Raw genomic sequence first — 26679 nt, 5'->3', positions numbered from 1 at the left:
CGAGCGGGCCGGGCGCGGGTTCATGACCGGTTGACCGGCATCGCCCCCTCGGGCACCACGAGGTCGGCGCGGTCCCGGGTGGCGGCGACCAGCTCGGCGTTGCGCTCGTCGCTGCCCAGCACCCAGGCGACCGCGTCGTCGTGGGACTTGCCGAACCGCTCGTGCCGGGCCACCAGGCGACGGACCCGCTCCGCCTGAGCGAGTTCGCAGAACCACACCTCGTCCAGCCGCGCACGCACCCGCACCCAGGCGCCGGAGCCCACCAGCAGGTAGTTGCCCTCCGTCACGACCAGCCGGGCCGACGGCGGCACCGGCACGGCCCCGGCGACCGGCTGTTCCAGCACCCGCTCGAAACCCGGCGCGTACACGATGTCGCCGCCCGTCTCCCCGCCGCCCGCCTCCCCGTCGCCCACCGCCGCCTCGCGCAGGCGGCCCAGCAGCGCCGCGTACCCGGCCGCGTCGAAGGTGTCCGGCGCGCCCTTACGGTCCCGGCGGCCCAGGCGGTCCAGTTCGGCGTCGGCGAGGTGGAAACCGTCCATCGGGACGTGCGCCACCCACGGCGTGCCGGCCCCGTTCAACTCCCGCACCAGGCTCTCGGCCAGCGTCGACTTGCCGGCGCCCGGGCTGCCGGCGATACCGAGGATCGCGCGCCGTCCGCCCCGGGGCAGGGCGCGGGCACGGGCGAGGAGGTCGTCGAAAGTCAGCGGCACACCGCAGAGTGTGTCACCTGATCGGACCCGCCCCGGCGGGGAACTGTGTCGGGTATGACGACGCAGCTGGGACTCCCCGACACCATCCGGGCCTGCCTCTTCGACCTCGACGGGGTCGTCACCAGGACGGCGGTGGTGCACGCCGCCGCGTGGAAGGAGACCTTCGACGCCTTCCTGCGCGAGCGCGACGGCGCGGACTTCAGGCCCTTCACCGACTCCGACTACGACGAGTACGTCGACGGCCGCCCCCGCGCCGACGGCGTGCGCACCTTCCTCGCCTCCCGCGGCATCGAACTGCCCGAGGGCGACCCCGACGACCCACCGGAGGCGCGGACCGTCAACGGCGTCGGCAACCGCAAGAACGCACTGGTCCTGGAGAAGATCCGCACCGACGGCGTCGAACCCTACGACGGCACGCTGCGCTACATCGACGCGGTCCGCGCCGCCGGCCTCGCCACCGCGATCGTCTCCTCCAGCGCCAACACCCGCGACGTGCTCCGCTCCATCGACGCCGAGCGCCTGTTCGACGTACGCGTCGACGGCGTGGTGGCCCGCGAGCGGAAGCTGCCGGGCAAACCGCGCCCCGACACCTTCCTGGCCGCCGCCCGTGACCTCGGCGTCGAACCGTCCCGGGCCGCCGTCTTCGAGGACGCCCTGGCCGGCATGGACGCGGGGCGCTCCGGGCACTTCGGCTACGTCGTCGGAGTCGACCGCGTCGGCCAGAGCGACGCCCTCTACGCCCACGGCGCCGACCGCGTCGTCAAGGACCTGGCCGAGCTGGGAGGTGACGCGTGATCACCAACCGGACGTACAGCGTCGAACCCTGGTCCGTGCGCGAGACGGCCCTCAACCTCGACCTGCTCGCCCAGAGCGAGTCCGTGTTCGCCCTGTCCAACGGGCACATCGGCTGGCGCGGCAACCTCGACGAGGGCGAACCCCACGGCCTGCCCGGCAGCTACCTCAACGGCGTCTACGAACTCCACCCGCTGCCCTACGCCGAGGCGGGCTACGGCTATCCCGAGTCCGGCCAGACCGTCATCAACGTCACGAACGGCAAGCTGCTGCGCCTGCTGGTCGACGACGAACCCTTCGACCTGCGCTACGGCCGGCTCGGCAAGCACGAGCGGACCCTGGACCTCAGGCGCGGCGTGCTGGAGCGGACCTGCGAGTGGACCTCCCCGGCCGGCACCACCGTCCGGGTGCGCTCCACCCGGCTGGTCTCGCTCACCCAGCGGGCCATCGCCGCCGTCTCCTACGAGGTAGAGCCCCTCGACAGCCGGACCAGGGTCGTCATCCAGTCCGAACTCGTCGCCAACGAGAGCCTGCCCGACCCCGACGGCGACCCCCGCACGTCCAAGGCGCTGAGGTCCCCGCTGGAACCCGAGGAGGACATGGCCGTCGGCTCCCGGCTGCGCCTGGTCCACCGGACCCGACGCAGCGGCCTCAGGGTCGCCGTCGCCGCCGACCACGAGGTCGACACCCCGGGAGAGATCACCACCAGCAGTGAGAGCAACGAGGACGTGGCCCGCCTGACCATCACCTCCGTGCTGGAACCCGGCCAGCGGCTGCGGGTGCGCAAGACGGTCGCCCACGGCTGGTCGGGTGCCCGCTCCCGGCCCGCGATGAGCGACCAGGTCGAGGCCGCGCTGGCCGCCGCCGCGCACAGCGGCTGGGACGGCCTGGTGGCCGAACAGCGCTCCTACCTCGACGACTTCTGGGGACGGGCCGACGTCGAGGTGCACGGCGACGAGGAGATCCAGCAGGCCGTGCGCTTCGCCCTGTTCCACGTGCTGCAGGCCGGGGCCCGCGCCGAACAGCGGGCGATTCCGGCCAAGGGGCTGACCGGCTCCGGCTACGACGGGCACGCGTTCTGGGACACCGAGATGTTCGTGCTGCCCGTGCTGACCTACACCGAGCCCAGGGCCGTCGCCGAGGCGCTGCGCTGGCGCCGGGACACCCTGCCCGCCGCCCGGGACCGCGCCACCCAGCTCGGACTGCGCGGCGCCGCGTTCCCCTGGCGGACCATCGACGGCTCGGAGGGCTCCGCGTACTGGCCGGCCGGCACCGCCGCCTTCCACGTGGCCGCCGACATCGCACACGCCGCGGTGCGCTACACGGCGGCGACCGCCGACACCGCCTTCGAACGTGACACCGCCCTCGAACTCCTGGTGGAGACGGCCCGGCTCTGGCGCTCGCTGGGCCACCACGACCACCACGGCGTCTTCCACATCGACGGCGTCACCGGCCCCGACGAGTACAGCGCCATCGCCTACGACAACACCTACACCAACCTCATGGCACGCTCGAACCTCCTCGCCGCCGCCGACGTGTGCGAACGCCACCCCGACGAGGCGGCCCGGCTCGGCGTCGACGACGAGGAGAGCGCCGCCTGGCGGGACGCCGCCGAGTCCGTGCACATCCCCTACAACGACGAGATCGGCGTCCACGAGCAGCACTCCGGCTTCACCCGCCACCAGCGTTGGGACTTCGCCCGCACCGCCGCCGACCAGTACCCGCTGATGCTGCACTTCCCCTACTTCGACCTCTACCGCAAGCAGGTGATCAAGCAGTCCGACCTGGTGCTGGCGATGTACACCTGCGGCAGCTGGTTCGACGCCCACTGCGACGAGGACCAGATCGCCCGCAACTTCGCCTACTACGAGCCGCTGACGGTACGGGACTCCTCCCTGTCCGCCTGCTGCCAGGCCGTCGTCGCCGCCCAGACCGGACACCTGCGCCTGGCCTACGACTACGCCGCCGAGGCCGCCCTGATGGACCTCGCGGACCTGGAGCACAACACCCGCGACGGGCTCCACATCGCCTCGCTCGCCGGTACGTGGATGGCGCTGGTCGCCGGCTTCGGCGGCACCCGCCGGGACGGCGACGGCCTGCGGTTCACGCCGCGCCTGCCCGAGAAGTTCAGCCGCCTCGCCTTCCGGCTCCAGTTCCGCGGCCGGTGCCTGCGCGTGGAGGTCCGCGCCGACAAGGCGACGTACACCCTGCTCGAAGGCGAGCCGCTGACCATCCACCACCACGGCAAGGCGCTGGCCGTGAACGGCGACGGACCCGTCACCCGCGCCATCCCCGCACCCAAACGGCGCCCCACACCCGAACAGCCCCCGCACCGCCGCCCCAACGCCCACTGACCCCGGCTGACCCCGGGCCGGGGCCGGGACCGGCGGAACCCGCGCGACTGGCCGAGTTCCACCCTGCGCGGCCGTGGCACGCGCACTAGTTTGACCATGTAATCCGACTTCCGGGCTCCCGCCAGTGGCGGCAGGAGGTGAGGACAGGAACGAACACCCCGCGACGAGCGGGGGCAGAGGGGTGCACGATGACCGACGGCGCGAACGCCATGCTCGCCGGAAGACGACGGGGCGAGCCGGCGACGCCGCCCCGCATCCCGCGACGCCTGCGCGGCGACGCACTGCTCGCGGCCGTGGCGGCCGCGTTCACGCTCGCCCAGCTGATCTTCGTCCATCCGTGGATGGGCCTCGGCTGGGACGAGATCGTGTACACCAGCCAGGTCACCTCCCACCACCCGGCCGCCTTCTTCAGCGCACCGCGCTCCCGGGGCGTCTCCCTGCTGGTGGCGCCCGTCGCGTCCTGGTCGGCCTCCACCGAACTGCTGCGCGTCTACCTCGCCGTACTGTCCGGCGTAGGCCTGTACCTCGCCCTGCGCGCCTGGAAGGGGCTGTTCCCGGCCCGCGTCCTGGCCACCGCCGGCGCGTTCTTCGCCACCCTGTGGGTGAACCTGTTCTACGGTCCGCAGGCCATGCCCAACTACTGGGTCGCGATCGGCGCCCTGATCTGCGTGGGCTGCTTCCTGCGGTACTGGCAGGGGCGCTCCGGGCGGGCCGCGCTGTGGGGTGTGGTGGCCGGCGCCGCGCTGATGGCGTGGATGCGGCCCACCGACGCGGTCTGGGTGACCGTGCCCCTGCTCGTCCTGGTCCTCGTACGCCGCCGGTGGATGCTGCTGCTCGCCCTCGCGGGCGGCCTCGCCGCCGGGGGAGTGGAGTGGGTGATCGAGGCGTACGGCTGGTACGGCGGCCTCGGTGAGCGGCTGTCGCGGGCCTCCGAGATCCAGGGCGGCCTCGGCTGGAACATCGCCGTCGACGACCAGATGCGCAGCCTGGGCGGCCGGGGCCTGTGCCGCCCCTGCACCGGCTCCATGCCCCACCCGGTGGTCACCGCCTGGTGGATCGTCCTGCCGTTCGTCGCCGTCCTCGGCGTCGCCGTCGCGGTCCGGGCCCGGCGCACCGCCCGCACCCTCATCCCGTTCGCCTGCGCGGTGACCGCCGCGGCGCCCTACCTCTTCATGATCGGCTACGCGGCGCCGCGCTTCCTCCAGCCCGCCTACGCCCTCCTGGCGATCCCGGTCGCCGACGCGCTGTGGCACCTGGTCAGGACACGGCAGAGGCGGTGGCGGCCGGTGGCCGCGCCCCTGGTCGCCCTCGCGCTGGCCGGTCACCTAGCGGTGCAGTTCGCCGTCGTCGAGGGCACCGTGGACCGCAACGTCGCGAGCCGCGAGGACTGGGCCCGGGTCGCGGACGAACTGCACCGGCTCGGGGTCCGCCCGCCCTGCCTGATCACCGGGCACGAGTCCATCCCGATCGGCTACTACACCGGCTGTTCCTCCGGCTCGACCAGCGGGAACAACGAGAACATCACCGCCGCCGAGATCGTGGACACCGCCCGCCGGCTCCCGGTCGCCGCCATCACCGGCCCGGGCGGCGGCGCCCCCGGCTACGCCCGCGACTGGACCCCGTACCGGATCACCGATCTGACCGTCCGGGTCGCGCCGCGCGGGTGAAGACCGCCCTCCCGGAACGGGTTAGAGATCGCGTATCGGGAAACGCGAACCGCACACCGAGACCACCATGCCGACGCAGCGCGAGAGGGAGGCAGCGATGGGCACGGACCCGATGGCCGACGACGCCTACCAGCCCACCGGGAACAACGAGGAGCAGGAGGACGCCGCGCCCCTCGACCTCCAGGACGCCGTCGACGAGCGGACCTACGACGACACGCTGGACGAGGGCTACTCCCCGCCGGAGAAGCCGCTCGGCGTGACCAAGCACGGCACCACGGCCGCCGAGCAGCACGACGGCGAGACCCTGGACCAGCGGCTCTCCCAGGAGGTGCCCGACGAGTCCGGGCCCGCCGGGGACGGCGTGGGCGACCAGCCCGGCGGCGAGGGCGAGCCGGTCGACCCGGAGGCGGGCACCGACCGCGCCGGGCGGCTGGTCGCCCCGGACGAGGGCGTACGCACCGACACGACCAAGGAGACGGTCGCCGAGGACGTGGGCATCGACGGCGGGGCCGCTGGTGCGGAGGAGGCCGCCGTGCACGTCGTGGAGGACGAGACGGAGCTGCCGGAGGGCGAGGACGCCCGCCCCGGCGGATCCGCCTGATCAGGCAGGGGACACCCGTCCTCCGGGCCGGGCCGGTGCGCAGCGCACCGGCCCGGCCCGGACGACGCCCGGACGATGCCGGGACCCGGCCGCCCGGTGGTCAGGGCAGCAGCTTGTCCAGGGCGGCGGGGCCCTCCTCGGCCAGCTTGCGCCGGGCCCATTCGAGGTTGGCCGGCGTGATGTCCCGGCCGGCCGCGAGCACCACGTCCTCGGGGGACACGTCGGTGCCGGTACGGGCGTGGAGCAGGTCGTCCGGTGTGGCGCGGTCGTCCCCCGCGCGGGGTTCGGACGGCCGGGAGGCGTCGGGCTGTGACGTCGACATGATCAGTGCTCCTCGGATCCGGTTCGCTGCTTCGGTGCCGTGCTGTTGTCGGTCCCGAATATCCCGATATCACCATTCAATGCGGAAGCGCACCGCGCATCCGGAGAACCGGACGCGCCGCACCCCGTCACGGCGGTGAGGGCACGAGGACGAGCATCGTGACGTCGTCCTCCACGTCCGGGCAGAAGCGCACGAGGTCGGCCCAGACGCGCTCCGGGAGCGTGGCGGGATCCGCGTCCTCCTCGGCGAGGAGCCCGGTCAGCCGGTCGGCCAGCGGATAGAACGCGCCGCTGTCGTCCCTGGCCTCGACCACGCCGTCGGAGGCGAGGAAGAGCCGGTCGCCGGGGCGCAGCGCCACCGTGCAGGCGTCGATCGCGCCGGCGTCCGCCAGCCCGAGCCCCAGCGGCGTCCACGGGGGGACCTCCAGCTCCGTGGCGCGCGCACCGCGCAGCAGGAAGGGCGGCGGATTGCCGCACACCACGACGCGCACCCGCAGCGCGTCGGCGGAGAACTCCAGCAGTGCGGCGGTCGCGAACAGCTCGGCGTGCCGCGTGCCCGCGGAGTCCACCAGCAGCCTGCGGTCCAGCCGCCCCGCCACCGACGCCAGCTCCGGCTGGTCCAGCACCGCCTCCCGGAACGCCCCCAGCAGCGAGGCGACCGTCGACACCGCCGACAGCCCGTGCCCCTGTACGTCGCCCATCACGGCCCGTACGCCGAAGGGCCCGTCCCGCACGTCGAAGAAGTCGCCCCCGACCAGGGTGCCGTGCTGGGCCGCCCGGTACAGCCCCGCGCAGCGCACCGCGCCGACCCGCTCGGGCAGCGGTGGCGCGACGGCCCGCTGCGCGGCCTCGGCGACCGTGCGCTCCAGGTCCAGCTGGGCGTCGCGGCGACTGCGCACGAAGGACACGAAGACGCTCAGCACCGAGACGAACACGACGGTCAGCAGGTCGGCGTCGCCCGGCCGGTCGAGCTGGAAGGCGGGGACGGTCAGCAGCGCGATCACCGCCCCGCACAGCAGCGCCGTCACCAGCGGGCCGTACGACAGGACGGCCAGCGGCGGGATGGCGCCCAGCAGGAACCCGATGTCGAGCCGGTCGTCGCTGACCAGGGTCGCCGCGCAGATCACTCCGACGAGGACCGGCGGGAGCACCCGCACCCAGCGGGGCGGCGGAGCACCGCTCAGCCAGCTCCGCCGCTCCTCGCCCCGGCGCGGTGGCGGGGCCGGCACCTTTCGCACACCCACCACGCTCCTACGCCGCCCCGCGTCCCGCACGCCGGGCCGGGGCGGCCGTGGGTGTGGCTAGAACGCGGTGAGGGTCAGCCGGAACCCGGTGGGCGCCGTGTCCTGGATGTACGAGGCGAAGTCCGCGACGTCGTCGAAGGCGAAGCCGTACGCCCTCCCGTCCTCGGTGGCGGCGTGCACGGCCCTGGAGTAGTGGTTGGTCAGCGCGGTCCGGTAGAAGGTCGCCGGGTCCGTCGTGGGCTGGTCGGCTGAGGAGACCAGCGTGGAGCGGTTGAAACCGGCGCCCAGGACCGCCGCGACGGGGCCGGTCGTGCCGTCGTTGGGCGCGGCGAGGGCGCCGTCGCAGAAGAGCACGTCCCGGGTGGACGGCTTGGCGAACGACACCTGGGCGGGCCCGTCGAAGGTCAGCCGCCCGCCGCGCACCCGGCCGGTGAACGTGCCGGCGTTGGTGGTGATCCGCAGGTCCCTGCCGGTGTAGGTGCTCCAGACCTCGTCGATGTACGGGGCGAGGTAGTCCTCGGGGAAGAGCCCGGCGTCCAGACCGTGGCCGGGGGCGATCACGCGGGTGTCGTCCACGACGAGCGGAGCGAACTCCTCGACCGACCGCACCGCGTCGAAGACGGCCGCCCGTCCGCCGGGGCGCACGGTGCCGGTCGTCTGGTCCTTGGTTCCGGTCAGCCGGATGCTCAGCGGCACGCTGAACATGTCGACCATGGTGGTGTTGCAGAACATCCCGGAGGAGTTGTGGGTGAACTCGGCGCAGTCGTGCAGCACCCCGTAGTTGGGGTCGGACTTCACCCAGCCCGCCGGGTACTGCAGGGCCGGCTTGCCGGCGCCGTCGGCGACGACCTTGAACTTCAGTTTCGCGCCGAGCGACACGTAGATCCGGCCGGAGAGGTACGGCAGTGACAGCGTTGTCTCGCCGCTGCCGGCGAGGCTGATCGCGTAGTCGGTGTAGCCGTCGGCCCCGTTGTCCGACAGCGCCACGGGCGCGACGGTGCCGTCGGGGGTGACGCGCACCTGCGTGCCGTCCTGGTTGCCGACGATGTAGACGTGCACGTCGGCGTTGCCGAACGAGCCGGTGCCGTTGACGAGCGTCAGCGGCAGCGCGCCCGCGGCCTCGGCCCGGGGTGCGGCCGTGTCGTCGTCCGCGCCGACGCCGGCGAGGGCGTGCGGGGCGACTGCGGCGGCGACGGGGGCGGCGACGGCCGCGCCGCCGAGGGCGACGAGGAGCTTGCGGCGGCCGAGCGGACGCTGGTGACGGGGAGTCATGTGGGGGGTCTCCAGAGTGTTCGGGGCATGACAGGTGGCGGGCGGGAACCTGAGGACGCCAAATCCTGAGAGCGCTCTCACGCCGTGCGCCGATGGTACGCAGCCACCCCAACGGACTTGGGGCTTCCCGAGCGGAACGGGCGACGCTTAAGCGGCGTTTAAGGCCCGTTTAATCCGCACCCGAAAAGCTGACCGGGAGCGCACCACGCATGACGCATCCCGGAGGAATCCGTGACCGATCCGGTCATCCGCGCGCTCGACGCGAGCGACGCCCATCTCTTCGACACCATGCCCGACCCGCTGGACGCCCGTGCGGCGCACCGGCTCACCCGCCACCGCCCCGAGTGGAAGCGGATCGCCCTTCGCGACGGCGTCGTCGTCGCCCGCGGCGCCTGGTGGGGCGGTCCCGACGACAGCGAACCCGTCAACGTCAACTGGTTCGACGTGCTGGAGGGCGAGGAGGAAGCGGGAGCCGAACTCCTGCGCAGCGCGCCCTGGCAGGTCGAACTCGAACTGAACCCGCCCGGTGACTGGCGGGAGGTCCCGGCCCTGCGCGCCGCCACCCAGGCGCGCTTCGCCGCCGCCCGGGGGGCCGGGTACGACCTCCTGGCCGAACGCTTCCTGTACCGGTGGACGCCGGAGTGCGGGCTCCCCGGTCGGCCCGGACGACTGGACTTCCGCACCGACGCGGACGACACGGTGTTCCTCGTCGCACTGCGCCGCATCCACTCCGTCACCCTGGACGCCCATGCGCTGATGGACATCGAGGAGGGCGGACTCGACCGGGCCGCCCAGTCGGACCTCGACTTCTTCCACTGGTGCCCGTCGCCGCGGGAGTGGTGGCAGCTGGCGTACACCCCGAGGGGTGAACTCGCCGGCGTACACATTCCTGTGCACAACCCTTCCGGCCCCTGTGTCGGCTTCATCGGCGTCCTGCCCGAACACCGCGGACACGGCTACGCGTACGACCTGCTGGCCGAGTGCACCCACTTCCTCGTCGAACGGGGCGCGGAGTTCGTCTCAGCCGCGACCGACCGGGGGAACCACCCGATGGCCGCCAACTTCGGCAAGGCGGGCTACCCGGTCGTACGGGAACGGAGCAACTTCCGTCCTCCGGCGGCCGGCCGCTAGCGGTGGCATGCTGGCCGTCAGGGTGATCCACACGGTTGGTCACGGTGGACGACGGCGGGTGGCGGAGGGACGGACGTGGGGTTCGAGGGCGAGACCTGGTACGTGCGCGGGGCACCGCCCGCGGGGGAGGGGAGAGCGGGCGGGGAGGCCGGGAGCGACGGTGCGGACATCGGCGAGATCCTGATCGACGACGCCGACTTCCCCTGGCTGTCGGGCCGGTTCCGGGCGGGCCCCGCGTTCGGAGGCGTCGAGGATCTCTTCGTACGCGAACTCGCCCTCGCGGAGCGGGACGACGCCGGGCACTGGGACGCATGGGAGGCGGTCTACGCCGAGATCGAGCGGAGGGTGCGGCTGGTCTCCCCCGACGGCCCGGTCGCCGAGTTCCTGCTGCACATCCAGGGCGAGCGGGCCTGGTTCAGGTGGAGCGACGAACCGTTCGCGGGGGAGGGGGCGGGCGGCTGAACCCGGTTCACCGTCGCCCGTCCAGCAGGGCTTCCGCCTCGGCGAGGATCTCGGTGACCCGCAGGCCGAACGAGGCGTCGCACGGGTGCGGACCCCCGCCTCCGGCGGAGGCGAGGAGCGCGTCCACCGCCCGCAGCAGCGCGGGCACCGGCCCCTCCGTGGCCTCGGGCAGCAGCGTCACCCCCGTCCGGCCACGCAGTTCCACCGCCGCGCCCGCCGCCGCCGGCGGTGCCGTCAGACTGAGCGTGAGCGTGCTGGACGCACCGCCGGTGTGGTCGAGGACCAGATGGACGGTGTCCCCGGGCCCGGGCGCCGCGGCCGACACGCGCCGGACGTCCCCCAGGACCGGCAGCAGCACGGACAGGGCGTGCGGTCCCACGTCCCACAGGGCGCCCTTCTCCCGCCGCCACGGTGAGCCGGCGAACGGGCTGTCCCCGCCGAAGACCGCGCCGAGCCACTGCGCCCGCGCCGTGAACCAGTCGGCCCCAGAACCCTGTTCGGTGATCCACGCCTCGGTCTCGGACTGGAACCGGGCGGTGAAGAAGACCACCGAGGCGACGCCCGCCTCACCGGCCGCCTCGACCACCGCCCGCCCTTGCGCCACGGTCGCCGCGAGCGGCTTGTCGAGCAGCAGCTGGCAGCCGGCCCGCGCCGCACGCACCGCCATGTCGGCCTGCACCGCCGGGGGCAGCGCGACCGCGACGGCGTCCACGTCCGCGAGCAGGGCGTCGAGGTCGTCGTAGGCGCTGGTGCCGTGCCGCCGCGCCAACTCCCTGGCGGCGTCGGGACGGCGGCCCCACACCCCCACGAAGTCCAGGCCGTCGTGCAGACGCAGGGCGGGAGCGTGCGCCATGTCCGCCCAGGGTCCGGTGCCGAGCAGTCCGATCCGCATACCGTTCGCCTCTCCACCGTGCCGGACCCGACACCGGGCCGGCTGACGTTCCTCGCACCGGCCGGCGCGCGACCGCCCGGCCGACGCCGAGCGTGCCACACCGACCGGGTGCCCGGGCAAGACCACGGATGCTCCGCAGGCGGTAAAGCCGGGTCCCGGCTCCCGTCCCGGTCCGAACGCGCCGCACGAGACCGGTAATTCAGCCGATCCCCCCGGCCGTACCCCGCCCCGACAGTGGCACCGCCAGCTCATCGGCGAGGTCCGGCGGTGGATGTCCCGGGACGCGACCCCACGTGTCCCGGGCCGTGTGCGACCACCGGCCGGGCCCCTCGCCACGACAGAGAGGACCACTCCCCGTGCAGCAGAACCCCCACACCCACGCCGTGCGTCCGGCGTTCCGCGGGACCCGGCGGCGGCTCGCCGGTGTCACGGCCGCCGTGGCCGCCGCCGTCGCGCTCACCACCCTCACCGGCCCCGGCGCCCAGGCCGTCGCCGACAACCCGTACGAGCGCGGCCCGGCGCCCACCGAGTCCAGCATCGAGGCCCTGCGCGGCCCGTACTCCGTGGCCGACACCACCGTCTCCTCGCTCGGGGTCACCGGCTTCGGCGGCGGCACCATCTACTACCCGACCAGCACCAGCGACGGCACCTTCGGCGCCGTCGTCATCTCGCCCGGCTTCACCGCGTACCAGTCGTCCATCGCCTGGCTCGGCCCGCGACTGGCCTCACAGGGCTTCGTGGTCTTCACCATCGACACCAACACCACGCTGGACCAGCCCGACTCCCGCGGCCGCCAGCTGCTGGCCGCCCTGGACTACCTGACCGAGCGCAGCTCCGTCCGCGGCCGCATCGACAGCAGTCGGCTCGGCGTCATGGGCCACTCCATGGGCGGCGGCGGCTCACTGGAGGCCGCCAAGTCCCGTCCCTCGCTCCAGGCGGCGATCCCGCTCACCCCCTGGAACCTGGACAAGAGCTGGCCGGAGGTCAGCACCCCGACCCTGATCGTGGGGGCCGACGGCGACACGATCGCGCCCGTCTCCTCGCACTCCGAACCGTTCTACTCCAGCCTGCCGTCCCGAACGGACCGCGCCTACCTGGAACTGAACAACGCGAGCCACTTCTCGCCGAACACGTCGAACACGACGATCGCGAAGTACAGCATCTCCTGGCTGAAGCGGTTCATCGACAACGACACCCGCTACGAGCAGTTCCTGTGCCCGCTGCCCCGGCCGAGCCTGACCATCGAGGAGTACCGGGGCAACTGCCCGCACGGCTCCTGACGTCCCTCCCGGCACCAACCGGCGGCGGTCGCACGCACGTTGCGGCCGTCGCCGGCCCGCTGTGCCGCCGCACGGCCCGCGGCCCAGGCGGCTGGGCAACGGCACAGTGCCCGTCCCCGCCGTACGCCGCACAACCGCAGGTGACACGGCCGACACCTCGGCGGTCCGCGGCGGACCGACGGCTTCCGCGTCAGGTTACGCACGCGTAACCTCCCGAGGATGACCGGAGAGACGACCGTACGTACGGCCGTGCGGATCCACGGCCGGAGCGCGCAGCGGGAGGCGGTGCGGGCCCTGCTGGACGGGCTGCGCACCCACAGCGGCCACCTCGTCGTGACCGGCGAACCAGGGCTCGGCCGGACCGCCCTCCTCCAGTGGGCCGCCCACTCCTTCCGGGCCGGCCCGGTACTGCACCTCGGGCCCGGTCCGGACCGCGGCGCGCACGCCACCGCCGGGGAACTGCTCGGCACCCTGCGGGCGGCGGCCGGCGAGGCGCCCCTCCTCGTCTGCGCCGACGACGCGGACCTGTGGGACGCGCCGGCCCGAGCCGCCCTCGGCCACGCGGCCGAACGCCTGCACACCGTGGGACGCGTCGCGCTGCTCCTCTCCGTCGCCGGACACCGTGCCGTCGACCCGGAGTACGCCCGCCTCCCCGTCGTCCGCCTCGACCCGCTCGCACCGTCGCACGCCGACGCCCTGCTCGACGACGTGACCGACGGCTCCGCCGCCCCGGCCGTCCGCGAGCAACTGCTGGCCGAGGCCGAGGGCAACCCGGCCCTGCTCCTCGCCCTCGTCCGCCGGCTCTCGCCCGCCGAACTGCGCGGGCTCCGGCCGCTGCCCCACCCGCCGGCCGACGCCGGGACGCTGGCGGCGGTAGCCGGCCGGGCGCTGTCCGGTCAGTCCCCGGACGTCCGCGACCTGCTGCTGACGGTGGCGGCGGCCGTACGGGCATCGGACGGACCGGACGCCGACACCGGCCTGGTCCTGGACGCCCTGCGACGCCTGCGCCCCGCCTCCGCACCCGCCCCCAGCGCCGACCCCCTCCCCGACGCCCTCGCCGGGGCCGGCGACCGGCTCCGCTTCCACAGCCCACTGCTGCGCCGGGCCGTCCACGCCACCGCCCCACCGGAGCGGCGCCGCGCCGCGCACCGTGCGCTGGCCGACGTACTGGAGACCGGCGGCCACCGGCTGCCGGCGCTGCTGCACCACTCCTGGTCACTGTCCGGCCCGGGGCCGGCGGTACGGCTCGCGGACCGGCTGGCGGCGGCCGCCGCCGACGGAGCGGAGCCGGCCTCCCACGGGCTGCGCGGCACGGCGTACGCCCGCGCCGCCGAACTGACGGCCGCCCCGCCGGCCCGGGCCGAGCGGTACACGGCCGCCGCCGAACAGGCCCTGCTCGCCGGCCGCCCCGACCGGGCACGTCCCCTGCTGGCGGCGGCCCGCGGCTGCGCCGCCCCGGCCGCGGTACGAGGGCGGGCCGAACTGGTGCGAGGCCTGGCGGAACTCCGCGACGGCCCCGTCGGCGACGCCCACCAGTCCTTGCTGCTGGCCGCGTCCCTGCTGGCCGACGCCGCCCCCGCCGACGCCGCCACCGCCGCACTGGCCGCCGCCGACGCGGCCTGGGCGGCGGGCGACCTACCGTCCTGCCTGACCACCCTGGCGCCCGTCCCGCCGTCGCTCCCGGTTGACGCCCCGGACCCGGGGGCCCCCACGGGCCCGGGCCTCCCCACGGCCCCGGACGAGCCCCCGGGCCCGGCTGAGGCGTTGGCCCATGGTCAGCTTCCTGGGCTGGTTGGTGCTCCGGTGGAAGGTGATCCTCGGGGGCCGGTTGGCGCTGCGGCTCCGGGCTCGGTTGACGCCCCGGTCCCGGGGGTACCTACGGGCCCGGGCCTCCCCATGGCCCCGGATGAGCCCCCGGGCCCGGCTGAGGCGTTGGCCCATGGTCAGCTTCCTGGGCTGGTTGGTGCCCCGGTGGAAGGTGATCCTCGGGGGCCGGATGGCGCTGCGGTCCTGGGTGGCCCCCCAGACCCGGTTGAGCACCCAGGTCTGAACGGCCCGCCGGCCCTCCAGCCCCCCACTGCCCCGGCGTCCACCGTGGACGGTGGCGGCACCGGTGTCGTCCGACCCCCGGCCGGGCCGGGCCGCCGGAGCTGGGCCCGGAGAGGCGCAGGTGCGCGCCCCGGGGCCCGACCCCGTGCGCGATCACCGCGCCGGTATGCGGGCCCTGCTCGAAGGACGGCTCGACCGGGCCGCCCCGGCACTCGGCCAGGTGGTGGAGCGGGCCCGGACCGACGACCGGCCCGAGCGGCTGCTGCGGGCCGCCTCCGCCGCCCTGCTCCTCGGCAACGTGGACGCCGCCCGCCGGGCGGGCGCGCGGGCGCTGGCCGCGGCCCGGCAGTCAGGGTCGGACGCACTGGTGCCGCAGGCGCTGGAATACCTCGCCTACGCCGAACTGCGCGCCGGCCGGCACCCCCAGGCGCGCGCCCACGCGGAGGACGGACTGCGCACCGCGCTGCGCGTCGGCCAGCGCAACACCGCCGCCCACCACCAGGCCATACTGGCCCTGGCGGCGTCGATCGAGGACGAGCCGGAGGCGGTGGCCCAGTACGTGACGGCCGCGCTGGCCACGGCCCGGCGCCACGGGCTGGCCCAGGCGGCCACCCTCGCGGAGTGGGCGGCGGCCCGCGCCGACCTGGGCCGGGGGCGGCCCCACGACGCGGCCGACCGGCTCGGGCTCCTGGTCCTGCCCGGGCCCGGACGCGGGCACTTCGCGGTGTGGCGACTCGCCGTGCCGTGCTTCGTGGAGGCCGCGGCCCTCGCCGGACGCCCCGAGGACACCCACGAGGTCCTCACGGACTTCGCCGGCTGGGCGGCGTTCGGCGCCGATCCACAGGCCGCCGCCCAACTGGCCCGCTGCCACGCGCTGCTGGCCCCGCCGGACCACGCCGACGACCTCTACCGGCGCGCGCTCGCCCGGCACGACGAGGCGGGCGGCGACTTCGAGCGGGCCCGCACCGCGCTGCTGTACGGCAAGTGGCTGCGCCGGCGACGCAGACCCCGCGAGGCCCGCGGTCGCCTCGGCACCGCGCTGGCCGGCTTCGACCGGTGCGGCGCTGGAGTCTGGGCGGCGCAGGCCCGCGCGGAGCTGCGGGCGCTCGGGGCCGCGCCGCGGGCCCGGGAGGGCGGACCGCTGACCCGCCTGACGCCGCAGCAACTGCGCATCGCCCGGCACGTCGCCGAGGGCGCCACCAACCGAGAGGTCGCGCTCACCCTCGCGGTGAGCACCCGCACCGTCGACTACCACCTCCGCAAGGTCTTCGCCGCGCTCGGCGTGCGGTCCCGCCTGGAACTGGCCCGCATGGTGGAGCACGCCGAACAGGACCGAGCGGCCGGAAGGTCTGAAAAGACCGGTGCACAACCCTAGGGACCGACCGGACGGTATGCCATCCTTCGGGGCAGGACGAGTCAGGGGGCATGCCCGGCACGGGCGGACGGCCCGCCGCGGGGCACCTCCGCAAGCCCTGGCCTGGGGGAGGACCGCGATGCAGCACGCCGTACGGTCACGAACAGCGATCCGCACCGGACTGACGCCCGTTCCACGCCCGCGGACACCGAGCGTCGCGTCGTTGATGGACGCCGACGCGCTGCGGGTCCTGCACCGGGCCGCCCGCGCCCTGCTCGACGACCTGCCCGACCTGACCGACCGGCTGGTCGCCCTGCTGCGGGAGCAGGAGCCGGCGTATCGCGCGGCCCTCACCAAGGACCCCACGGCCACCTGGCAGGAGGTCCACCGCTCCCTGCGGCACAGCGTGGCCTCCCTGCTGGACCCCCGCGGCTCCCGGGACGCGGCCCACCGCTGCACCTGGCGGATCGGCGCCACCCGCGCCGAGCAGGGCCTCCCGCTCGACGCCCTGCTGCACGCCTTCCGCCTCGGCGGCTCGCTGGTGTGGCAGCGGCTGGTCGAGGAGACCTCCCGCACAGCGCCCGAGGACGTACGCCTCCTCGTGCACGTGGCCGCCGACGTGTGGAACTTCGTCGACGAGCACTGCACCCTCGTCGCCGACGCCTACCGGCAGACCGAGTGGCGGATCGGCCGGCTCCGTGAGAACCGGGCCCGGCTGCTGGCGGCGGGCCTGCTCGACGGCACCAGCCGCATCGCCGACCTGCCCGAGGCCGCCCAGGCCCTGGGCCTGCCGGAACACGGCCGGTACGTCGTCGTCGCCGTCACCGGCGCGCACCCTGCCCGGTCCGACGCCGCCCGAGCCGCCGTACCGCCGGGCCCCCGCGTCCACTGGCACGCGGGGGCGGACGTCGACTACGGCATCGTCCTGGCCGACGCGGGCGACGAGGAAGGGTTCCCGGAGCCGCCGGCGCCCGCAGGCGGGGCGTACGCCCCGGTACCCGGCGTCCGGGTCGGCATCGGCAGAGCCGTCGACGGACTGGCCTCGGTCGGCGACGCCCGCAGGTTCGCGGACACCGCCCTGGAGATATGCCCGCAGGCCGGCGGCACGGTGAGACTGGCCGACCACCTCCCCGCCGCCCTCGTCGCCTCCAGTCCCGAACTCGGCGGCGCCCTCGCCGAACGGGTGCTCGGTCCGCTGCTGCGGCTGGAACCCGCCGACCGCGAGGTACTGCTGGACACCCTCACCACCTGGCTCGACTGCGACGGCTCCGCGCAACGGGCCGGCGAACGCCTCTACTGCCACCGCAACACGGTCCTCAACCGCCTCCGCCGCTGCGAGCAACTCACCGGCCGCTCGCTGGCCCGCCCGGCCGACGTGGTGGAGATCAGCCTGGCGCTCACCGCCCGGCGGGTCCTGCGCGACTGAGGAGGCGTCTGCGGTACGCGGTGCCGCCGCGCGCCGCCGGGCAGGGCCCTGCCCGGCGCAGACAGACCTGAACCGGTCCGGTCCGGCGAGACCCGGTTCGACTCGGGCCCGCCCGGCCCGGCCCGGCACCGCCTGGCCCGCACGCCCGGCCCGGCACCGCAACGCGCCCGGCGTGACCAACGCCGCACCCACCCCACCCCATCCCACCCCTGCCTCCGGCCCCGGCGCCCCCGCGCCCGCCACCACCAGTGCCACCCCCGCCCTGGGCACCCGCACAGACTCTCCACTCCCGGACTGGGACGCCGCAGCGACCCGGCCCCGAACCCCTGTACGGGCACTCGGGCCCGTGCTGTCGTGAGCTCCCCCCTTCACCCGTCACCGTGCCGGCCCCGGCACGGTCCCAAGGAGCCGCGATGCCCGCAGCACCACCGGACGGCGAGCCCGCGCTGCACGTCGAGAGTCTCGACGTGACGTACGGGCGCGCCCTGTCCGCCCTCCGTTCCGTGTCCCTGACCGTCCCGCACGGCGGTGTCGTCGCACTGCTCGGCGCCAACGGCGCCGGCAAGACGACGCTGCTGCGGGCCGTGTCGGGCACCCTGCGCCTGCACCGCGGCGCGATCACGGCCGGCCGCGTCCGCTACGGCGACACGGCCCTGGACGGCCGGGACCCGGTCGCCGCCGTACGCGCCGGAGTCGTCCAGGTGCCCGAGGGCAGGCGGGTGTTCGCCGGACTCAGCGTCGACGAGAACCTGCGGGCCGGGGGACTCGGCCTGAACCGGCGTGCCCCGGCCCAGGTCCGCGAAGCCCGGGAGCGGGTCTTCACCCTCTTCCCGCGGCTCGCCGAGCGCACCCGCCAGGCCGCCGGCCTGCTCTCCGGCGGGGAGCAGCAGATGCTGGCCATCGGCCGCGCCCTGATGGCCGCGCCCCGCATGCTCCTGCTGGACGAGCCCTCCCTCGGCCTCGCCCCGCTGATGGTGGACCGCATCGCCGAGGTGGTCCGCGAGATCAACGCCCAGGGCACCGCCGTACTCCTCGTCGAACAGAACGCCGGCATGGCGCTCTCCCTCGCCGAGCACGCCCACGTCCTGGAGGTCGGCGAGATCCGGCTGTCCGGTCCCGCCGCCGAACTCGCCCGGACGGACGCCGTACGCCGCCTCTACCTGGGCGAGGACACAGAGACCGCCGAGGCCACCGAGGCCGCCGCGGGCACCGACGGCAAGGGGGCCGCGTGACCACCCGCACCGCCGCGCCACCGGCGCTCGAGGTCCGCGACGTGACCGTGCGCTTCGCCGGGCTCGTCGCCCTCGACGACGTCTCCTTCACCGTCGCCCCGGGCACCGTGCACGCCGTCATCGGCCCCAACGGCGCGGGCAAGTCCACCTGCTTCAACGTCCTGTCGGGCCTGTACCGGCCCAGCGCCGGCACCGTTCGCCTCGGCGAGGCCGACCTGACCCGGCTCGCCCCGCACAAGATCGCCGCCCTCGGGGTGGCCCGCACCTTCCAGAACATCGTCACCACCCAGGGCACCGTCGCCGACAACCTGATGCTCGGCCGCCACGCCCTGTCCCGCGCCGGTTTCGCCGCCAGCGCCCTGCGCCTGCCCAGCGCCGTGCGCGAACAGCGCGCCCACCTCGCCAAGGCCCGCGAGATCGCCGAACTCACCGGCCTCGGCGCCCACTTCGAATCACCCGTCGCCCTGCTCCCGTACGGCGACCGCAAGCGGGTCGAACTCGCCCGTGCCCTCTGTCTGGAGCCCCGTGTACTGCTGCTCGACGAACCGGTGGCCGGCATGAACGCCGCCGAACGCGTCCGGATGACCGAGGTCGTCCGGGAGATCCGCGCCGAACTCGGCCTGTCCCTCGTGCTGGTCGAGCACGACATGGGGCTGGTCATGCGGCTCGCCGACGAGGTCACCGTCCTCGACTTCGGCAAGGCCATCGCCCACGGCACCCCCGACGAGGTCCGCCGCGACCCCGAGGTGCTGCGCGCCTACCTCGGCACCGGCGCCACCGGGGAGGACGCGGCATGACCGCCTTCCTCGACAGCCTCCTGGGCGGCCTCGCCCTGGGCTCCGTCTACGCCCTGATCGCCCTCGGCTTCGTCACCATCTTCAAGGCCTCCGGCGTCCTGAGCTTCACCCACGGCTCGCTCCTGCTGCTCGGCGGCTACCTCGTCGCCGTCCTCCACGACGACCTCGGTTTCGCCGGGGCGCTGGCCCTCGCCGTCGTCGTGACGGCGGCCGTGGCGGGCGCGCTGGACCGGCTGGTGCTGCAGCGGGTCGGCGGCACCGACCCGCACGCCGCCCACGTGCAGACCATCGTCACCATCGGCGTCGACATCATCCTGGTGACCGACCTGGCCCGGCGGATCGGCGGCGACCTGCTGCCGCTCGGCGACCCCTGGGGCAACGCGGTGACCGACCTCGGCCCGGTGACCGTCGCCGACAGCCGCATCGCCGCGATCCTGGTGTCCGCCGCGGCCATCGGCGGCGCCTTCGCCCTCTTCCGGTTCACGCCCTGGGGCCTGTCGCTGCGCGCGGCGGCCGAGGACCGCGAGGCCGCCGCCCTCATGGGCGTACGGCTGACCCGCGTACGCGCCGTCGCCTGGTGCCTGGCCGGCGGGCTCGCCGCGCTCGCCGCGGTCTTCCTGGTCGCCTTCCCGGCGCCGGGTCTGGAACGCACCACCGGGCAGATCGCCCTCAAGGCCTTCCCGGCCGCCATCCTCGGCGGCATGGCCTCCCCGGTCGGCGCCCTGGTCGGCAGCATGCTGATCGGCCTCACCGAGGCCTTCGTCGCCGGCTACCAGTCCGACCTGCACGTCCTCGGCGAGGGCTTCGGCGACGTCGCCCCGTACGCCGTCATGGTACTGGTCCTCCTGGTGCGCCCCGCCGGGCTCTTCGCGGCGAAGGGAGCGGCCCGTGTCTGACCCCCGCAAGCCGAACAGCCTTCTCGACGGCCGCCTCCTCAAGCCCGGCAGGCTCCTGCTCGTCGCGCTCCTCCTGTGCGCTCTGCCCTTCTACCTCGACGCCTTCTGGCTGCGCATCGGCCTGTTCTCCATGGCCGCGGCCATCGGCGCCGTCGGGCTCAGCCTGCTCAGCGGCACCGCGGGCCAGCTCTCCCTCGGCCACGCCTTCTTCCTCGCCGTCGGCGCCTACGGCTACGTATGGCTGGCGGGCGAGCCCGGACCCGGACTGCCGCCCCTCCTCGCCGCCGTCCTCGCCGTGCTGCTCGCCGGGGCCGCGGGCGGCCTGTTCAGCCCCGTCGCCGGCCGGGTCAAGGGCATCTACCTCGGAGTGGCCACCCTCGCCCTGGTCTTCCTCGGCCACCACGTCCTGCTCACCGCGGACTCCGTCACCGGCGGCTTCAACGGACGGTCGGTGCCGCCGCTGGAGATCGGCGGCTTCACCTTCGCCGAGTCCGACCCCGGACTGACCGTCCTGGGCGTGCCGTTCGGCGCCGAGGAACGGCTCTGGTACCTCGGCCTCGCCCTGTTCGCCCTCACCTGGTTCACCGCGCGCGGAGTGCTGCGCGGGCGGCCGGGACGCGCCCTGTCCGCACTGCGTGACAGCGAGACCGCGGCGTCCGTGATGGGCGTGCCCGTGGCGCGGTACCGCTCGGCGGCGTTCGTCGTCTCCTCGATGTACGCGGGCCTCGCCGGCGTCCTGCTCGCGCTCTCCTTCCGCCGTGTCGTGCCCGACTACTTCTCGCTCCTCCTCTCCGTCGACTACCTCGCCATGATCGTCATCGGCGGTCTCGGCTCCGTGGCCGGAGCCACCGCCGGCGCCGTCTTCGTCACCACCCTGCCGCTGCTGATGACGCGCTACGCCGACCAGTTGCCGCTGGTGGCGACGCCGGGCTCCGGCGACGGCTCGATCGGCCCGACCGAGGCCGCCCGCTACCTGTACGGCGCCGCGATCGTCGTCATCCTGCTCTTCGCCCCCGACGGCCTGCACGGGCTGGCCCGCCGGACCCGCGCCCGCCTGCGCCGCCGACCGCCCGGTCCCTCCTCCGCCACCACGGAAACCACCGGAAACGCCGCGACCACCGACACCTCCGCGACCCCCGCAAGCACCGCACGAGCCAAGGAGCACACCCCGTGAACGTCACGCACCCAAGGCCCCGCACCACCCGGACCGCCGCCCTGGCAGCGGCGCTGGCCGCCGTGCTGCTCGCGGGCACCGCATGCAGCTCCAAGGCGGAGGGAGGAAGCACCGACGACGCCGCCGACGGCGTCAAGGCCGGCCCCGGGGTCAGCGAGAAGGGCATCAAGCTCGGCGCGCTGACCGACCTCACCGGTCCCTACGCCACCCTCGGCAAGTCCATCGTGCAGGCCCAGCAGATGTGGGCCGACGAGACCAACGCGGCGGGCGGCATCTGCGGACGCAAGGTCGAGATCGTCGTCAAGGACCACGGCTACGACGTGCAGAAGGCGGTGACCGCCTACGCCGACATCTCCCCGGACGTCGTCGCCCTGCCCCAGGTCATCGGCTCACCGGTGGTCGCGGCGCTGCTCGACGACATCGAGCGGGACAGCATGCTGACCTTCCCGCAGGCCTGGGCCGCCTCCCTGCTCGGCAAGGACGCCGTCCAGGTCCTCGGCACCACCTACGACCTCGACATGATCGCGGCCGTCGACTTCCTGACCCGGACCAAGAAGATCGCCAAGGGCGACACGATCGGCCACGTGTACTTCGAGGGCGACTACGGCGCCAACGCGCTGGAGGGTTCCGAGTGGGCCGCCGAGCAGGCCGGGATGAAGGTGGTCGGTCAGAAGATCAAGGCGACGGACACCGACCTGACCGCGCAGGTCTCCGCGCTGAGCAACGCCGGAGTGAAGGCCGTCCTGATCAGCGCGGGCCCCGCCCAGACCGCCTCCCTCGCCGGGGTCGCCGCCGCCCGGGGCCTGAAGGTGCCGATCGTCTCCAGCGCTCCCGGATACTCCCCGCAGCTGATGAAGACGCCCGCGGCGCCGGCCCTGGAGGCCATGGTCCACGTCGTCAGCGCCGCACCCGCGGTCAGTTCCGACCTGCCGGGCGTCAAGAAGATGGTCGCCTCCTACACCGAGAAGTACCCCGGCGAGCCGGTCGACTCCGGCGTGCTCTCCGGATACAACGCCGCCCAGCTGATCGGCGCAGACCTGAAGAAGGCCTGTGAGGGCGGCAGCCTGACCCGCGAGGCCGTGGTGAAGGCGCACCGCTCGCAGAAGAACGCGGACACCGGCCTCGGCACCCCGCAGAACTTCACCTTCGTGACCGAGCCGGCCAGCCGGTCCACCTACGTGCTCAAGCCCGACGCCAAGGCGGTCGGCGGCCTGGTCGGCGTGGAGGACGCCCACAAGGCGCCCGGCGTCGACGCGTACCTGGCCGCGCGCGGCTGACCGGAGTGAGTGGCCGTCAACTCGTCCGCCAGCCAGACGCTTTGGCGGCCACTCGGTTCGCGTACTGGTTTCCCTGACCACCGGGTCTCTAGGATGTACTCTCTGTCATGCCAGTCCAGTTGGCGCCCGTACGGAGCTGGGGGAACGATGCAAGCCGACAAGCAGCTGTCCACGGAGATCGACGCCAACGTGCCTACGGCCGCACGTATGTACGACTACTATCTGGGCGGCAAGGACAACTACGCGGCCGACCGTGCGGCGGTCGGTGAACTCGACAAGGTCGTCCCCAGCACCCGCCGGCTGGCCCTGAACAACCGGCGTTTCCTGCAGCGGGTCGTCAGGACCCTCGCCGAGGACTACGGCATCCGCCAGTTCCTGGACCACGGTTCCGGCCTGCCCACGCAGGACAACGTGCACCAGGTCGCCCAGCGCATCGACCCCGAGTCCCGCGTCGTCTACGTCGACAACGACCCGATGGTGCTGGTCCACGGCCGCGCGCTGCTGGACCAGAACGACCGGACCGCCGTCATCCACGCCGACATGCGTTCGACGGAGGAGATCTTCTCCCACCCGGAGACCCAGCGCCTGATCGACTTCTCGCAGCCGGTCGCCGTGCTCTTCAACTCGGTCTTCCACTGCATCCCGGACAGTGACACCGACGGCCCGATGGCGGTCGTCCGCCGCGTCACCGAGCGGCTCGTGCCCGGGAGCTACGCCGTGATGTGCCAGCTGGTCAGCGAGGACGCCGAAGTGCGGAAGTTCGTCACGGACTTCATGAACCAGGCGACGCAGGGACACTGGGGCCGGGTCCGCGAGCCGAAGGACGTCGAAGCCTTCTTCGAGGGCATGGACATCCTGGAGCCGGGCCTGGTGGAGGTCTCCACCTGGCGTCCGGACACCGATGTGGCTCCCCGCCAGCTCACCGACGAGTGGATCGAGTTCGGCGGACTGGGCCGCCTCCCCTAGCTGCGGACGTGTGCGAGGGCCGCGCGCGGGCGTGCGGCCCTGCTTCTCGCCGTGGCCCGGCCGGCGGCACCGACTGCCGGGCCGGCTACTTCCCGGGGTAGCGCTGTGCCATCGTCGTGCGCAGCAGCTCGAGTGACTCGCGCGGAGTCAGCGCCTCGTCGGCCAGCCGGTCCAGCGCGACCCGGTACTCCTCGGTCTCGTCGAGGTCCTCGAGGAAGTTGGCGCTCCTGATGTGCTCCAGATACACCACGTCGGGCAGGTCGGTGCCGCCGAAGCGCAGATAGGTCACCGGGATCGCGGGCGCCGAAGCGTTCGTCACGTCCAGCGGCACGATCTGCAGCGTCACATGGGGCTCCTCCGCCATCTCGACGAGGTGCTCCAGTTGCTCACGCATGACCTCGCGGCTGCCCAGCACACGCAGCAGCACGGACTCGTCGATGATCGCCCACAGCTGCGGGGCGTCCTTGCGGTGCAGCAGCTCCGCGCGGCGCTTGCGCAGCTCCACCCGTCGCCGGACCTCGCCCGCGGGCGCGTTGGGCAGGCCCCGCTCGACCACGGCCTGGGTGTAGTCCGGCGTCTGGAGCAGACCCGGGACGTACTGGATCTCGAAGGTCCGGATGGTCGCCGCGGCCTCCTGGAGGCCGACCAGGCGGTCGAACCACTCGGGCATCAGGCGCTTGTCGTACCGCTGCCACCAGCCCGGCTCACCGGCGCGCTGGAGCAGTTTGAGCAGGACCGAGGCCTCGTACTCGTCGGTGCCGTACCGGTCCAGCAGCGCGCGGACGTCCTTCTCCGCCGGGGGCCTGCGACCCTTGCCCGACTCGATGCGCGAGAGCTTCGCCGCACTGAAACCCAGCTCGCGCGCCGCCTGGTCCTGGGAGAGGCCGGCGTCCTCACGGAAGCCCGCCAGCTGCACGCCGACGAGCATCTTCAGCAGAGTGGGCGCCGGCTCGGCCCGGTCCAGATAGGGTTCGAGACGGGAGATGCGAGGCGACGCGGCGGCGGACATCCTGACTCCCAGCAGACCGGCAGACTTGAGAAACCACACTATCTCATCCGGCCTATGCCTCGCGCATCCGCCCGTGGAAATCGGGTAGTTGGCCTCCGCTTGGGTGGCAGCGCCCGCCCCACGGCACCCGTCTCCGTGATCGCGGCCCGCCTCACAGCAGGTGGTCGAACTCGCCCTCCTTCGCCCCGGCCAGGAAGGCGGCCACCTCGGCGGGGGTGTAGACGAGCGCGGGGCCGTCGGGATCACGGGAGTTGCGCATCGCGATGCCGCCGTCCACCAGGGCGACCTCGACGCAGTTGCCCTCGGCGTTGCTGTGCCGACTCTTCTTCCAGCAGGCTTCCAACGAGCTGGCCTGCACTCCGTTGCGCACTGGTGGCACCGCGGTCTCCTTGCCGTTCGGGGGAGCGGACCCGAGGCCCGTCGGTCCCGGCCTACCCCCATCCGATTTTTTTCACGCAATTTCCCGTGCAATTGCACGCGAGCGCTGTCAGCGTGGATAATAGCCGTGGCGTCAACCCCCCGGTCGACGCCCCGTTCTGACGTAGCATCAGGGAGATGCCGTGTCGTCACCTGCGCATTTAACGCTCCGGCCGTCCGGCGAAACCGCGTCGGAGGCAGGCGCGGTGAGCCGGTTCGGCGGGCTCCCGCGCACGGCGCGGCCGGCCGCCGGTCAGGGTCCGTGGCCGTTCGCCGCTCCGGACGCGAAGTCGCACGTACGAGAAAGCGGCCCGGATTCCGCCGTGCTGCGGGTCGCGTGCAGCGCGGAGGGCTTCGCCCGCGCCCGGGTCTTCACCCGGGAGACGCTCAGCGGCTGGTCCCTGGACCGGCACGCCGACGACGCCGTCCTCGTGATCACGGAGCTCGTCTCCAACGCCGTGGTCCACGCGGTGCCGTCCGCCGCGGCCGGTGCGCCGGAGATCAGACTGGGACTCGCCCTGGGCCCCGGTCACCTGACGCTGACCGTCTCCGACCCGGGCGACAACGGACCCGTGCGCACCCCGTCCGACGGCTCCGCACTGCGCGAGCACGGGCGCGGCCTGTGCATTGTCGACGCCCTCGCCGACGACTGGGGCTGGACCCCGAGGCCGCCGGCGGGCAAGACCGTCTGGGCCACCCTGACGACCCGCCACCTCTCCTGACCCGACTGCCGCGGAGGGCCCCACACCATGCGCAGCGCTCCGACACCCGAGCCGAGCATCCGGCGCACCGACCGTCAGACGCAGCCGCCCGGCCTGCCCCGGGCCGCCGCCCCCCTCGCGGGGCTGGACGGAGTGCCCTGGGGTGACATCCAGGACTCCAGCGGTTCGGCCGCGGCCATTCCGCGCCTGCTGCGCAAGGTTGCCGGGGGTGACCCGGAGACCGCCCGAGCCGCCCTCGCCGATCTGCGGAAACGCATCTGCCAGTACGGCTTCGTCGTCGAGCAGGCGACCGCGGCGACCGTCCCCTTCCTCTGGGAGCTCGCGCAGCGGCCCCAGGTGAACTGCCGGGCCCAGATCATCCAGCTGCTGAAGAACATCGCCGACGCACGGCAGTGGGAGACCACCGCCAACGTCTATCCCAAGCTGCTCAACCACCGGGAGAACCCGGTGGCATGGGAGCGCGCGGCACGGCAGGCCGTCCGGGCTCGGCGGGACGAGCTGAAGCGGCTGCTCGCCGACGACGACAGCGAGATCACCCGGGCCACCACCGAACTCGCCCGCACGCTCGGAGACTGAGGCCCGCGCCCTCCACGGGGGAGAAGGCGCGGGTCTCCCTCCGGCGCGCGACGGACGC

At 74.0% G+C, this 26679-nt stretch carries 25 protein-coding genes and 1 pseudogene; 17 read left to right on the top strand and 9 right to left on the bottom strand.

Going from position 1 to position 26679, the window contains the following annotated elements; translation table 11 throughout:
* Positions 1-20: 20 nt before the first annotated feature.
* The gene (locus tag KUM03_RS24010) at positions 21-710 is read right to left on the bottom strand and encodes a nucleoside/nucleotide kinase family protein (RefSeq protein WP_217251351.1); all 690 of its coding nucleotides are present in this window, start codon (positions 708-710) and stop codon (positions 21-23) included.
* Between the two features lie 54 nt (positions 711-764).
* Here KUM03_RS24010 and KUM03_RS24005 point away from each other — a divergent pair, with 54 nt between their 5' ends.
* From KUM03_RS24005 to KUM03_RS23990, 4 genes are all read left to right on the top strand, one after another.
* Positions 765-1505 carry a beta-phosphoglucomutase family hydrolase gene (locus tag KUM03_RS24005; RefSeq protein ID WP_217251350.1) on the top strand — a complete coding sequence of 247 codons (741 nt, stop codon included), beginning with the start codon at positions 765-767 and terminating at the stop codon, positions 1503-1505.
* Entirely contained in the window at positions 1502-3856 is a 2355-nt protein-coding gene (locus KUM03_RS24000; RefSeq protein ID WP_217251349.1) for a glycoside hydrolase family 65 protein, read from the top strand. Before KUM03_RS24005 ends, KUM03_RS24000 begins: the two co-directional genes overlap by 4 nt.
* A gap of 188 nt (positions 3857-4044) precedes the next feature.
* Positions 4045-5523: a CPP1-like family protein gene (locus KUM03_RS23995; protein WP_217251348.1), complete on the top strand. Its 1479-nt coding sequence runs from the start codon at positions 4045-4047 to the stop codon at positions 5521-5523.
* Positions 5524-5620: 97 nt separating this feature from the next.
* Positions 5621-6124 (top strand): DUF5709 domain-containing protein, encoded by a 504-nt coding sequence (locus KUM03_RS23990; RefSeq protein ID WP_217251347.1) that lies wholly within the window; start codon positions 5621-5623, stop codon positions 6122-6124.
* Between the two features lie 100 nt (positions 6125-6224).
* Here the strand turns inward: KUM03_RS23990 and KUM03_RS23985 are convergent, their stop codons facing one another.
* The 3 genes from KUM03_RS23985 to KUM03_RS23975 all read right to left on the bottom strand — a co-directional run bounded on the left by KUM03_RS23985 (position 6225) and on the right by KUM03_RS23975 (position 8961).
* Positions 6225-6446 (bottom strand): hypothetical protein, encoded by a 222-nt coding sequence (locus KUM03_RS23985; RefSeq protein WP_073728736.1) that lies wholly within the window; start codon positions 6444-6446, stop codon positions 6225-6227.
* A 127-nt stretch (positions 6447-6573) separates the two neighbouring features.
* The gene (locus KUM03_RS23980) at positions 6574-7683 is read right to left on the bottom strand and encodes a PP2C family protein-serine/threonine phosphatase (RefSeq protein ID WP_217251346.1); all 1110 of its coding nucleotides are present in this window, start codon (positions 7681-7683) and stop codon (positions 6574-6576) included.
* 63 nt (positions 7684-7746) lie between these two features.
* Positions 7747-8961: a glycoside hydrolase family 64 protein gene (locus KUM03_RS23975; RefSeq protein ID WP_217251345.1), complete on the bottom strand. Its 1215-nt coding sequence runs from the start codon at positions 8959-8961 to the stop codon at positions 7747-7749.
* Between the two features lie 231 nt (positions 8962-9192).
* Between KUM03_RS23975 and KUM03_RS23970 the strand changes: the two genes are divergently transcribed.
* Together KUM03_RS23970 and KUM03_RS23965 are read left to right on the top strand one after the other, a co-directional pair.
* A complete protein-coding gene (locus KUM03_RS23970; RefSeq protein ID WP_217251344.1) occupies positions 9193-10092 on the top strand; it encodes a GNAT family N-acetyltransferase in 900 nt (299 codons plus the stop codon).
* Positions 10093-10167: 75 nt separating this feature from the next.
* Positions 10168-10554 (top strand): hypothetical protein, encoded by a 387-nt coding sequence (locus KUM03_RS23965; RefSeq protein WP_217251343.1) that lies wholly within the window; start codon positions 10168-10170, stop codon positions 10552-10554.
* A gap of 7 nt (positions 10555-10561) precedes the next feature.
* Here KUM03_RS23965 and KUM03_RS23960 read toward each other — a convergent pair whose 3' ends face one another.
* Positions 10562-11446, bottom strand: coding sequence for a Gfo/Idh/MocA family protein (locus KUM03_RS23960; RefSeq protein ID WP_217251342.1), 885 nt, complete (start codon positions 11444-11446; stop codon positions 10562-10564).
* A gap of 356 nt (positions 11447-11802) precedes the next feature.
* Between KUM03_RS23960 and KUM03_RS23955 the strand changes: the two genes are divergently transcribed.
* Positions 11803-12726, top strand: coding sequence for a dienelactone hydrolase family protein (locus KUM03_RS23955; RefSeq protein ID WP_217251341.1), 924 nt, complete (start codon positions 11803-11805; stop codon positions 12724-12726).
* A 195-nt stretch (positions 12727-12921) separates the two neighbouring features.
* Here the strand turns inward: KUM03_RS23955 and KUM03_RS39325 are convergent, their stop codons facing one another.
* Both KUM03_RS39325 and KUM03_RS39320 read right to left on the bottom strand, forming a co-directional pair.
* Positions 12922-13935, bottom strand: coding sequence for a hypothetical protein (locus tag KUM03_RS39325; protein ID WP_374225374.1), 1014 nt, complete (start codon positions 13933-13935; stop codon positions 12922-12924).
* 6 nt (positions 13936-13941) lie between these two features.
* Positions 13942-14259, bottom strand: a complete 318-nt coding sequence (locus KUM03_RS39320; protein ID WP_374225373.1) for a hypothetical protein — start codon at positions 14257-14259, stop codon at positions 13942-13944.
* Positions 14260-14926: 667 nt separating this feature from the next.
* On the opposite strand from KUM03_RS39320, the pseudogene KUM03_RS39315 reads away from it, so the two are divergent.
* The 8 genes and pseudogenes from KUM03_RS39315 to KUM03_RS23915 all read left to right on the top strand — a co-directional run.
* Positions 14927-16150: pseudogene (locus KUM03_RS39315) on the top strand (LuxR C-terminal-related transcriptional regulator); the annotation flags it as partial.
* 118 nt (positions 16151-16268) lie between these two features.
* Complete coding sequence (locus tag KUM03_RS23945; RefSeq protein ID WP_217251340.1) at positions 16269-17555, top strand: CdaR family transcriptional regulator; 1287 nt, start codon at positions 16269-16271, stop codon at positions 17553-17555.
* 413 nt (positions 17556-17968) lie between these two features.
* Complete coding sequence (locus tag KUM03_RS23940) at positions 17969-18787, top strand: ABC transporter ATP-binding protein (protein ID WP_217251339.1); 819 nt, start codon at positions 17969-17971, stop codon at positions 18785-18787.
* Positions 18784-19584, top strand: a complete 801-nt coding sequence (locus KUM03_RS23935; protein WP_217251338.1) for an ABC transporter ATP-binding protein — start codon at positions 18784-18786, stop codon at positions 19582-19584. The genes KUM03_RS23940 and KUM03_RS23935 overlap by 4 nt, the downstream gene beginning before the upstream one ends.
* Positions 19581-20480 carry a branched-chain amino acid ABC transporter permease gene (locus KUM03_RS23930; protein ID WP_217251337.1) on the top strand — a complete coding sequence of 300 codons (900 nt, stop codon included), beginning with the start codon at positions 19581-19583 and terminating at the stop codon, positions 20478-20480. Before KUM03_RS23935 ends, KUM03_RS23930 begins: the two co-directional genes overlap by 4 nt.
* Complete coding sequence (locus KUM03_RS23925) at positions 20473-21654, top strand: branched-chain amino acid ABC transporter permease (protein ID WP_374225372.1); 1182 nt, start codon at positions 20473-20475, stop codon at positions 21652-21654. Before KUM03_RS23930 ends, KUM03_RS23925 begins: the two co-directional genes overlap by 8 nt.
* Positions 21651-22931, top strand: a complete 1281-nt coding sequence (locus KUM03_RS23920) for an ABC transporter substrate-binding protein (RefSeq protein WP_217251336.1) — start codon at positions 21651-21653, stop codon at positions 22929-22931. Before KUM03_RS23925 ends, KUM03_RS23920 begins: the two co-directional genes overlap by 4 nt.
* 147 nt (positions 22932-23078) lie before the next feature.
* Positions 23079-23897, top strand: coding sequence for an SAM-dependent methyltransferase (locus tag KUM03_RS23915; RefSeq protein ID WP_217251335.1), 819 nt, complete (start codon positions 23079-23081; stop codon positions 23895-23897).
* Between the two features lie 85 nt (positions 23898-23982).
* Here KUM03_RS23915 and KUM03_RS23910 read toward each other — a convergent pair whose 3' ends face one another.
* Together KUM03_RS23910 and KUM03_RS23905 are read right to left on the bottom strand one after the other, a co-directional pair.
* The gene (locus KUM03_RS23910) at positions 23983-24906 is read right to left on the bottom strand and encodes a helix-turn-helix transcriptional regulator (RefSeq protein ID WP_217251334.1); all 924 of its coding nucleotides are present in this window, start codon (positions 24904-24906) and stop codon (positions 23983-23985) included.
* Positions 24907-25057: 151 nt separating this feature from the next.
* Positions 25058-25285 carry a DUF397 domain-containing protein gene (locus KUM03_RS23905; RefSeq protein WP_031015816.1) on the bottom strand — a complete coding sequence of 76 codons (228 nt, stop codon included), beginning with the start codon at positions 25283-25285 and terminating at the stop codon, positions 25058-25060.
* Between the two features lie 181 nt (positions 25286-25466).
* On the opposite strand from KUM03_RS23905, the gene KUM03_RS23900 reads away from it, so the two are divergent.
* Both KUM03_RS23900 and KUM03_RS23895 read left to right on the top strand, forming a co-directional pair.
* Positions 25467-26045: an ATP-binding protein gene (locus tag KUM03_RS23900; RefSeq protein ID WP_217251333.1), complete on the top strand. Its 579-nt coding sequence runs from the start codon at positions 25467-25469 to the stop codon at positions 26043-26045.
* A 27-nt stretch (positions 26046-26072) separates the two neighbouring features.
* Positions 26073-26621, top strand: coding sequence for a hypothetical protein (locus KUM03_RS23895; RefSeq protein ID WP_217251332.1), 549 nt, complete (start codon positions 26073-26075; stop codon positions 26619-26621).
* Positions 26622-26679 lie beyond the last annotated feature (58 nt).

Source organism: Streptomyces sp. AC602_WCS936 (assembly GCF_019049125.1).
In the GTDB taxonomy this organism is placed as follows: Bacteria; Actinomycetota; Actinomycetes; order Streptomycetales; family Streptomycetaceae; genus Streptomyces.
This window is presented reverse-complemented; position numbering and strand designations above follow the sequence as displayed.

Coding starts and splice junctions, on each gene's coding strand:
- KUM03_RS24005 (WP_217251350.1), top strand. CDS start 765: ATGACGACGCAGCTGGGACTCCCCGACACCATCCGGGCCTGCCTCTTC.
- KUM03_RS23995 (WP_217251348.1), top strand. CDS start 4,045: ATGACCGACGGCGCGAACGCCATGCTCGCCGGAAGACGACGGGGCGAG.
- KUM03_RS23990 (WP_217251347.1), top strand. CDS start 5,621: ATGGGCACGGACCCGATGGCCGACGACGCCTACCAGCCCACCGGGAAC.
- KUM03_RS23985 (WP_073728736.1), bottom strand. CDS start 6,446: ATGTCGACGTCACAGCCCGACGCCTCCCGGCCGTCCGAACCCCGCGCG.
- KUM03_RS23975 (WP_217251345.1), bottom strand. CDS start 8,961: ATGACTCCCCGTCACCAGCGTCCGCTCGGCCGCCGCAAGCTCCTCGTC.
- KUM03_RS23960 (WP_217251342.1), bottom strand. CDS start 11,446: ATGCGGATCGGACTGCTCGGCACCGGACCCTGGGCGGACATGGCGCAC.
- KUM03_RS23945 (WP_217251340.1), top strand. CDS start 16,269: ATGCAGCACGCCGTACGGTCACGAACAGCGATCCGCACCGGACTGACG.
- KUM03_RS23940 (WP_217251339.1), top strand. CDS start 17,969: ATGCCCGCAGCACCACCGGACGGCGAGCCCGCGCTGCACGTCGAGAGT.
- KUM03_RS23930 (WP_217251337.1), top strand. CDS start 19,581: ATGACCGCCTTCCTCGACAGCCTCCTGGGCGGCCTCGCCCTGGGCTCC.
- KUM03_RS23915 (WP_217251335.1), top strand. CDS start 23,079: ATGCAAGCCGACAAGCAGCTGTCCACGGAGATCGACGCCAACGTGCCT.
- KUM03_RS23910 (WP_217251334.1), bottom strand. CDS start 24,906: ATGTCCGCCGCCGCGTCGCCTCGCATCTCCCGTCTCGAACCCTATCTG.
- KUM03_RS23895 (WP_217251332.1), top strand. CDS start 26,073: ATGCGCAGCGCTCCGACACCCGAGCCGAGCATCCGGCGCACCGACCGT.